Annotated in this window: 7 protein-coding genes, 1 tRNA gene and 1 pseudogene; 5 read left to right on the top strand and 4 right to left on the bottom strand. The window is 38.2% G+C overall.

The genetic code is table 11. From position 1 onward, the window contains the following. The 3 genes and pseudogenes from ACGHIN_RS12080 to ACGHIN_RS12070 form a co-directional block, all read left to right on the top strand. Nucleotides 1-75 (top strand): annotated as a pseudogene (locus tag ACGHIN_RS12080) (TIGR02117 family protein); the annotation flags it as partial. Between the two features lie 6 nt (nucleotides 76-81). Next, complete coding sequence (locus ACGHIN_RS12075) at nucleotides 82-726, top strand: murein L,D-transpeptidase catalytic domain-containing protein (protein WP_390453805.1); 645 nt, start codon at nucleotides 82-84, stop codon at nucleotides 724-726. Nucleotides 727-824: 98 nt separating this feature from the next. Next, nucleotides 825-1,634, top strand: coding sequence for a hypothetical protein (locus tag ACGHIN_RS12070; RefSeq protein ID WP_390453803.1), 810 nt, complete (start codon nucleotides 825-827; stop codon nucleotides 1,632-1,634). A gap of 237 nt (nucleotides 1,635-1,871) precedes the next feature. Here ACGHIN_RS12070 and ACGHIN_RS12065 read toward each other — a convergent pair. Both ACGHIN_RS12065 and ACGHIN_RS12060 read right to left on the bottom strand, forming a co-directional pair. Continuing rightward, a tRNA-Leu gene (locus ACGHIN_RS12065) sits at nucleotides 1,872-1,951 on the bottom strand. Nucleotides 1,952-2,018: 67 nt separating this feature from the next. Further along, nucleotides 2,019-2,786, bottom strand: coding sequence for an MBL fold metallo-hydrolase (locus ACGHIN_RS12060; RefSeq protein WP_390453801.1), 768 nt, complete (start codon nucleotides 2,784-2,786; stop codon nucleotides 2,019-2,021). 54 nt (nucleotides 2,787-2,840) lie between these two features. Here ACGHIN_RS12060 and ACGHIN_RS12055 point away from each other — a divergent pair, with 54 nt between their 5' ends. Both ACGHIN_RS12055 and ACGHIN_RS12050 read left to right on the top strand, forming a co-directional pair. Beyond that, on the top strand, nucleotides 2,841-4,268 hold the full coding sequence (locus ACGHIN_RS12055) for a TonB-dependent receptor (protein WP_390453799.1): 1,428 nt from the start codon (nucleotides 2,841-2,843) through the stop codon (nucleotides 4,266-4,268). A gap of 12 nt (nucleotides 4,269-4,280) precedes the next feature. Continuing rightward, nucleotides 4,281-4,730, top strand: coding sequence for a GAF domain-containing protein (locus ACGHIN_RS12050; protein ID WP_390453797.1), 450 nt, complete (start codon nucleotides 4,281-4,283; stop codon nucleotides 4,728-4,730). 28 nt (nucleotides 4,731-4,758) lie between these two features. On the opposite strand, the gene ACGHIN_RS12045 is transcribed toward ACGHIN_RS12050, so the two are convergent. Together ACGHIN_RS12045 and mgtE are read right to left on the bottom strand one after the other, a co-directional pair. Continuing rightward, nucleotides 4,759-5,493: an ABC transporter substrate-binding protein gene (locus ACGHIN_RS12045; RefSeq protein ID WP_390453795.1), complete on the bottom strand. Its 735-nt coding sequence runs from the start codon at nucleotides 5,491-5,493 to the stop codon at nucleotides 4,759-4,761. A 21-nt stretch (nucleotides 5,494-5,514) separates the two neighbouring features. Then, on the bottom strand, nucleotides 5,515-6,861 hold the full coding sequence (gene mgtE / locus ACGHIN_RS12040; RefSeq protein WP_390453793.1) for a magnesium transporter: 1,347 nt from the start codon (nucleotides 6,859-6,861) through the stop codon (nucleotides 5,515-5,517). Nucleotides 6,862-6,890 lie beyond the last annotated feature (29 nt).

The following is a 6,890-nucleotide window of genomic DNA, read 5'->3' as shown; positions in this document are numbered from 1 at the left end:
GCATTAAAGGCGGCCGGGCAAAAAGCCGCTTTCTGGACACCTTCAGATTTTGGGATATTTCAACACTATAAATAGATAGGGGTGAGAATTTGTATTGTAATTTTTGTTTTACTTTTCTTATTGTCCTGCAATGGCGAGGCAAAAAATAAAGTTGGTACTATCATAGCCAACCGCATTTCCGAAAATAGGCCGGAAATAGATATATCCAAAACAAAAATAAAAGCAGAAGAAGCATTGAAATTTTGTACATCCAAAGATTTTAATACTGATTTCTGTATTTTAATTGATATGAGCCTGCATTCAGGTGTTAAAAGATTGGTGGTCTGGGATTTTAAAAAGAATGCTGTTTCCAAAAAATATCTGGTAGGTCATGGCTGTGGGACAAGCCCCTGGAGCGGAGATGATTCCAAAGATGATCCTCAATTTAGTAATGAGGATGGAAGTCACCTTTCTTCATTAGGAAAGTATAAATTGCAGGATAGAGGTCCCAGTGATTGGGGAATCCATATAAAATACCTGATGTATGGGCTAGAAGAAACCAATAGCAACGCCCTTAAAAGATTTATTGTTTTTCATTCATGGGATATGATGAGCGATGATGAGGTTTTTCCAAAAGGCTCTCCGGAGGGATGGGGATGTCCTACCATTTCTAATAACGCAATGCGTGAAGTAGATCCGATGATTCGGAGCTCTGAAAAACCGGTTCTGATGTGGATATACAGGTAACTAAAAATTATTTTTTATATTTTTGCGGGGCTTAATTCCTAAGTTTATTGAGGAAAAAAGCAACTCACACTAAATATTCACAAATAAAATCTTTTACAATGTATTCAGGAAACAAGCCGTTGAAATTCATGAAAAAAATTCTTTTCCTATTCTTTTTTTTATCGGTAAAACTTGTGATGTCGCAAGAGGCAGATAATTCATTTTATGGTTATTTTGAAGAAAAAGGAGATAACACCTTTTATAAATCCTTTAGCTTTGACGGAAATGGGAAGGTGCTTATCGCTGATATGGATTACGGGGACTATTTTACGAGAAACGACAGTCTTATCGTCTATCCTGATAAGAGTATTTTCATCTTTAAAATAAAAAAAGACAAGCTGACTGGCGCTTCCGAATGGGTGAAAAAAGGTACCTGGATAATCAATAAAGACAGCACGCAAATTGATAAAAGAGAAATCTCTCCAAAATCAAAAGGTAAAGCAGAATTATTGGCAGAATATTATGACAAGACCAAAAATACCAATGATCTGGATGCCTTATTTTCTGAAGAATTCCCACGGATTAATGAGGAATTATGCAACAAAGGGCTTGCTAAAGCCTGCCTGAATCTTTTCGGGATAAAGATGCTTGAATATACCCCCGGACTTCTTAGTGATCCGGACAAGATTGCTTCTAAGAAAATAAAGCCTCACCCGGAATTAATCGCACTTTCTAAGAAAATTGTAAGCCTTGGTGAGCCGGAAGGATATACAGTACTCGGGTCTTATTACTATACATTGGGCATGAGAAAGGAAGCCTTTCAAATATGGGATAAAGGTGAGCAAAACGGAAGCACCAAGTCCGGTTTGACAAAAGCTACCATCGAATTCGAAGAGGAATTGAAAAAAGCAGACCAACAGGGAAAATAGTTCTGAGAATTTGGAAGTTTAAGCTCAGGGTATACTTTGTTCGTTATGGATATGTAAAAAAACATCTGTGCAGGTGCTTTAGACTAATATTTCCCTTATAGAAATTATGGGCAAGAAGTTTAATATATATTGTTTTGAGAGCGATCGGTATTAAAATGATTAAATAATTCAAGTCGGAAATAAAGTCGAGCAAAAAACAGAAAAGCCTTGAAAATCAATTGATTAACAAGGCTTTTGTACCCAGGACCGGGATCGAACCGGTACTCCTAAGAACTGGTGTTTGAGACCAGCGCGTCTACCAATTCCGCCACCTGGGCTGCTTTAAATTGGTGTGCAAATATAGAAACTTTTTTTGCTATATAACAAGTTTTTGTGAAGATTTCTTTAAAATTCTATTTCCAGTCCATCGTAGGCGAGGTGCATTCCGGCCGGAAGTTCTTTATCTTCAATATCATGCAGTCCCAGATGATGACTGATGTGCGTTAAAAATAATTGTTTAGGTTTCAGCTCCTCATAAAGCCGGATGACATCTGGAAGGACAAAATGCGCAGGGTGCGGATCAAACTTACGGATGCAGTTCAAAATCAAAACATCCAGATTTCTTAATTTTTCCTTTTCAGTTTCAGAAATAAAATTGGCATCCGTAATATAGGCCAGGTTTTTAAACTTATACCCAAATACAGTAATTTTATAATGAATCACTTCAATCGGAGTGATTTCAGTATCCAAAACGGTGAAAGGCCGGTTTTCAATTTCATGCAATTCGAAAGCTGGAGCTCCGGGATATCTTACGTCTGTAAATGCATATGGAAAACGGCTCTTGATTTCATGCCCCACCCGATGATAGCAATAGACAGGCATATCTTTTCCGCTTTTAAAAATAAGCGGACGCATATCATCAAGACCAATCACATGGTCATTATGCTCATGGGTAAGTAGTGTAATATCTATATGATGCTCATGATTCAGCAACATCTGTTGTCTGAAATCCGGGCCGCAGTCAATAAGTATTTTTTTATTTTCTTCTGTGGTAATCATTACAGAAGACCGAAAACGGGTATCTTTGGGATTACCGGAAGTACATACCTCGCATGTGCAACCAATCACGGGCACGCCCTGAGAAGTTCCGGTACCTAAAAATTTCAACTTCATTTTATTTTGAGGTTGGTTTAATTTTGGTAAATTTACAAAAAATTTAATGTCCTAATGTATCAGAAACTAACTCCTAAACAAAAAGCATTAACAATTAATCTAGATCCTACTATTTATGGTACTTTCGCGGAAATTGGAGCAGGGCAGGAGACTGTTCGACATTTTTTCAGAGCAGGAGGAGCTTCTGGTACAATTGCTAAGGCAATGTCTGCTTACGACAAAGATTTTAGTGATGCTATCTACGGAAAAGAAGTAAAAAACAGATACGTTACCCAAAACAGACTTCGCAAAATGCTACGCTATGAAGTAGCCTTAATCGAAGAAAGAATTTCCAGAGAAAATAATCCCAACAGAAAGTTTTTTTCCTATGCCAATACGGTCACTACCATTAATTTCGATAAGACCCAGAAAGGGCACGGTTGGGTAGGAATCCGTTTCCAGGTAGCAGAGAATGAAGATTATAATGAAATTGTCATTCACGTTAAGTTTAAAGAGAACGATGCTACGTTACAGCAGGAAACATTGGGGAATTTAGGAGTGAACCTTATTTTCGGGGCATTTACTTATTATGACAATCCAAGAAGACTGATAGAATCATTATATGATGATGTAGCAAAAGATAATCTTGAAATTGATATGATCGACTTCAGCGGACCGGCTTTTGCGTATGTAGACAACAGATTGATGTCATTGCAGCTCGTAAAAAACGGAATGACCGATGCAGTGATCTTCAATTCGGAAGGAAGCAATATGCTTCCCGCAGACATTTTATATAAGAAGAACATTTTTGCGGTAAGAGGAAGTTTCAGGCCGGTAACCAAAGTCAACATAGATATGCTTCAAAACGGGATTGATATGTTTTTAAAGGATGCTACCTGTACCCAGGAAGAAACGGAGATCCTGATTGAAATTACCATTTCCAATCTGAGGGCAGACGGGGATATCGATGAAAGGGATTTCCTTGACCGGGTAGACATTCTGGGGAAATTAGGCTATACCGTAATTGTTTCCAACTTCTCCGAATATTACCGTTTGATCGATTATTTTGCTTCCTATACAGGTGGAGATATCGGTGTGGCAATGGGAGTGAATAACCTTTTGATGGTATTTGATGAAAAATATTACAAAAACTTGTCAGGCGGAATCCTTGAAGCCTTTGGTAAATTTTTCCGTAACGGAATGAGAGTATACCTTTATCCTTACAAAGATCCGGAAACCCATGTGCTTTTAGATGCGTCCAACCTTAAGGTGGAAGAGAATCTGAAAGAACTTTATAAATATTTCAAGCTGAACAACCGTATTGTAGATATCAAAAACTATAACCCGGAATTCCTGGAAATTTACTCAAGAGAGATATTGAGAAAAATTGCCTGCGGGATCAAAGGGTGGGAAAACCAATTGCCTGAAGGTGTTGCAGAAATGATCAAAGAACGTGGAATGTTCGGTTACAAAGAAGAACTTTCCCTAAAACAATTCTCCTAAAAACAAAATATAATGCTAGAACTAAAGAAGAGGCTTTCTTCTATCCTTGAAAGTCCGAAACATCATACTGAAGAAAAGCTTCAGAAAGTTTGCCATCTGCTGGATCAGGAGATTCCTTATTTCAATTGGACCGGTTTCTATTTTAAGAATGGAGATAAAGATGAATTGATTTTAGGGCCATACGTGGGTGCACCTACAGATCACACCATTATTCCTTACGGAAAAGGAATTTGTGGTCAGGTTGCCGTTTCTAATGAAACTTTCATCGTTCCGGATGTGAAGTTACAAGATAATTATTTAAGCTGTTCCATAGACACCAAAGCGGAAATTGTAGTTCCGATCTTTAAAAACGGAGTGAATATCGGCCAGATCGATATAGATTCTCATACCCTGAATCCTTTTACAAAAGAAGATTTGGAAATGCTGGAATGGCTTTGCCATGAAGTTTCCAAAATTTTATAAAATAGAGAGCGGGCTTTAGCTCGCTTTTTTATTTGAACGAAGCTATTTCGGCTAACAACTCCTTAAAGTAGCTTTCACATTTCGCAATATGCGTTCCATACCAGGAAAATGCTTCTCCGTCCACGATCATGATCTTTTTATCAGGATAAAATACGTTTAGTTCCTCAATATGCTTCTCTTTGAATGGGAACGGTTCGGAAGAAAGCATGATAATATCTGTTTCAGACAAATCTTCCACCGTGATTTCCGGATATCTGGTCTGGTTTTTAAAACTGTTTTCAAAGCCTATTTCCGTTAAAATATGATGAATGAAAGTATCTGAGCCAATAGTCATGTAAGGATTTTTCCAGATCAGGTACGCCACCTTAATATTGGAATTGATTTTGGCCTGATTAAGAACTTCGTAGATCTTCAGATTATAGGCTTTGGCCTTTTCCTCTTGATGAAAAACCTGCCCTAAGCTTTTAACCAGATAATAATTATCTTCAACCGTTTCCACGTGTGTCACAATCACTCTGAAATCCTCCATCAAAGCCTCCACCTGCTCTTTGACGTTTTCTTCTTTGTTGGCCAGAATCAGATCTGGTTGTAAGCTCTTGATCTTTTCAATATTAATATTTTTTGTTCCGCCGATGATTTCTACATTTCTAATTTTATCGTGAGGATGAATACAGAATTTTGTCCTTCCTATAACTTCATGTTCCGTTAAACCTAAATCAAATAATGCTTCCGTAATGGAAGGAACCAGAGAAATAACTTTCATTCAATTAGACTTTGCCTAAAATTACAAAAGTTTACCCGTAAGGAAAAGTCCGGCAACGGAAAAATAGATAATTAATCCTGTAACATCAACTAAAGTAGCTACAAATGGGGCAGAAGAAGTAGCCGGGTCAAGATTTAGTTTTTTAAGAATGAAAGGAACCATGGAACCTGAAAGTGTTCCCCAAAGTACGATCATCACCAAAGAGACTCCTACACTCAACCCAACGAATGGCCAGTACATTCCATAATCGAAAAGCCCCGCCTTATGCCAGATCATAATTCTTAAAAATCCGATGATTCCGAGAATCCCGCCAAGAAACAATCCTGTAAAGATCTCCTTTCTCATCACATACCACCAGTCTTTCAAACCGATCTCCTGTAGTGCCATTGCCCTGATGATCAGGGTTGCTGCCTGTGAACCTGAGTTCCCGCCACTGGAAATGATAAGGGGTACAAATAAAGCCAAAACTACCGCTTTCTGAATCTCATCTTCAAAATAGCCCATGGCGGAAGCCGTAAGCATTTCAGAGAAAAATAAAATAATAAGCCACATTCCTCTCTTTTTTACCATTTCGATGAGAGAAGTTTGTGTATAAGGTACATCCAAAGCTTCAAGACCTCCGAACTTCTGGATATCTTCAGTATTCTGTTGCTCAATTTGGTCGAGAATGTCATCAATAGTTACTATGCCTACCAAAACACCGGCTTCGGTAATGATGGGAAGTGCAGCCCTGTCGTATTTTTCAAAATAGGTAACCGCATCTTCTTTGGAAGTAGTAGTGGTAATAGCCACAAAATGATTGTCTGTAATTTCAGAGATTAATGTGTCTTCTTCAGCCAATAACAGACTTCCCAATGCGATGTCATCAATCAGCCGGTTTCTTTCATCCACCACATATAAATGGTTCATGGTTTCCACTCTTTTGCCTACCTTTTTAATCTGTTGCAGACACCTTTTTACCGTCCATTCCTTACGGATCTGGATATAATAAGGAGTCATCAGACGGGCAATAGAATCGGAGTCATAGCCTAGCAGTTTCAGGGCGATCCTTCTTTCCTGTGGATTAAGATGATTAATAGAATATTTGATCAGCTCGTCCGGGAAATCCTCGAATAAGGCCGTCCTGTCATCCGGAGTCATCGCATTCAAAATTTCTGAAACTTCATCACTTCCGATGCTTCTGATAGTTTCTTCCTGGAAATCAGGGTCTAGATGCGAGAAAACTTCCGCTTTGTATTCCTTCGGAACCTTTAGAAACGCCAATAGTCTCTCATCAGCAGGGAGTTCGCTGAGAGTTTCGGCAATATCGGCAGGATTAAAGATAAGTTCGTCTGTAGAATTCAAAACGTGAATTTTTTGGCTATGCAAAAATAATTCAAATTTTTAAGATGGAATAA

Source organism: Chryseobacterium barbadense (assembly GCF_042849955.1).
GTDB lineage: Bacteria > Bacteroidota > Bacteroidia > Flavobacteriales > Weeksellaceae > Chryseobacterium.
This window is presented reverse-complemented; position numbering and strand designations above follow the sequence as displayed.

What these genes read in the sequence shown, in the direction of transcription:
- ACGHIN_RS12055 (WP_390453799.1), top strand. Translation starts at nt 2,841, where the DNA reads ATGTATCAGAAACTAACTCCTAAACAAAAAGCATTAACAATTAATCTA.
- ACGHIN_RS12070 (WP_390453803.1), top strand. Translation starts at nt 825, where the DNA reads ATGTATTCAGGAAACAAGCCGTTGAAATTCATGAAAAAAATTCTTTTC.
- ACGHIN_RS12050 (WP_390453797.1), top strand. Translation starts at nt 4,281, where the DNA reads ATGCTAGAACTAAAGAAGAGGCTTTCTTCTATCCTTGAAAGTCCGAAA.
- ACGHIN_RS12045 (WP_390453795.1), bottom strand. Translation starts at nt 5,493, where the DNA reads ATGAAAGTTATTTCTCTGGTTCCTTCCATTACGGAAGCATTATTTGAT.
- ACGHIN_RS12060 (WP_390453801.1), bottom strand. Translation starts at nt 2,786, where the DNA reads ATGAAGTTGAAATTTTTAGGTACCGGAACTTCTCAGGGCGTGCCCGTG.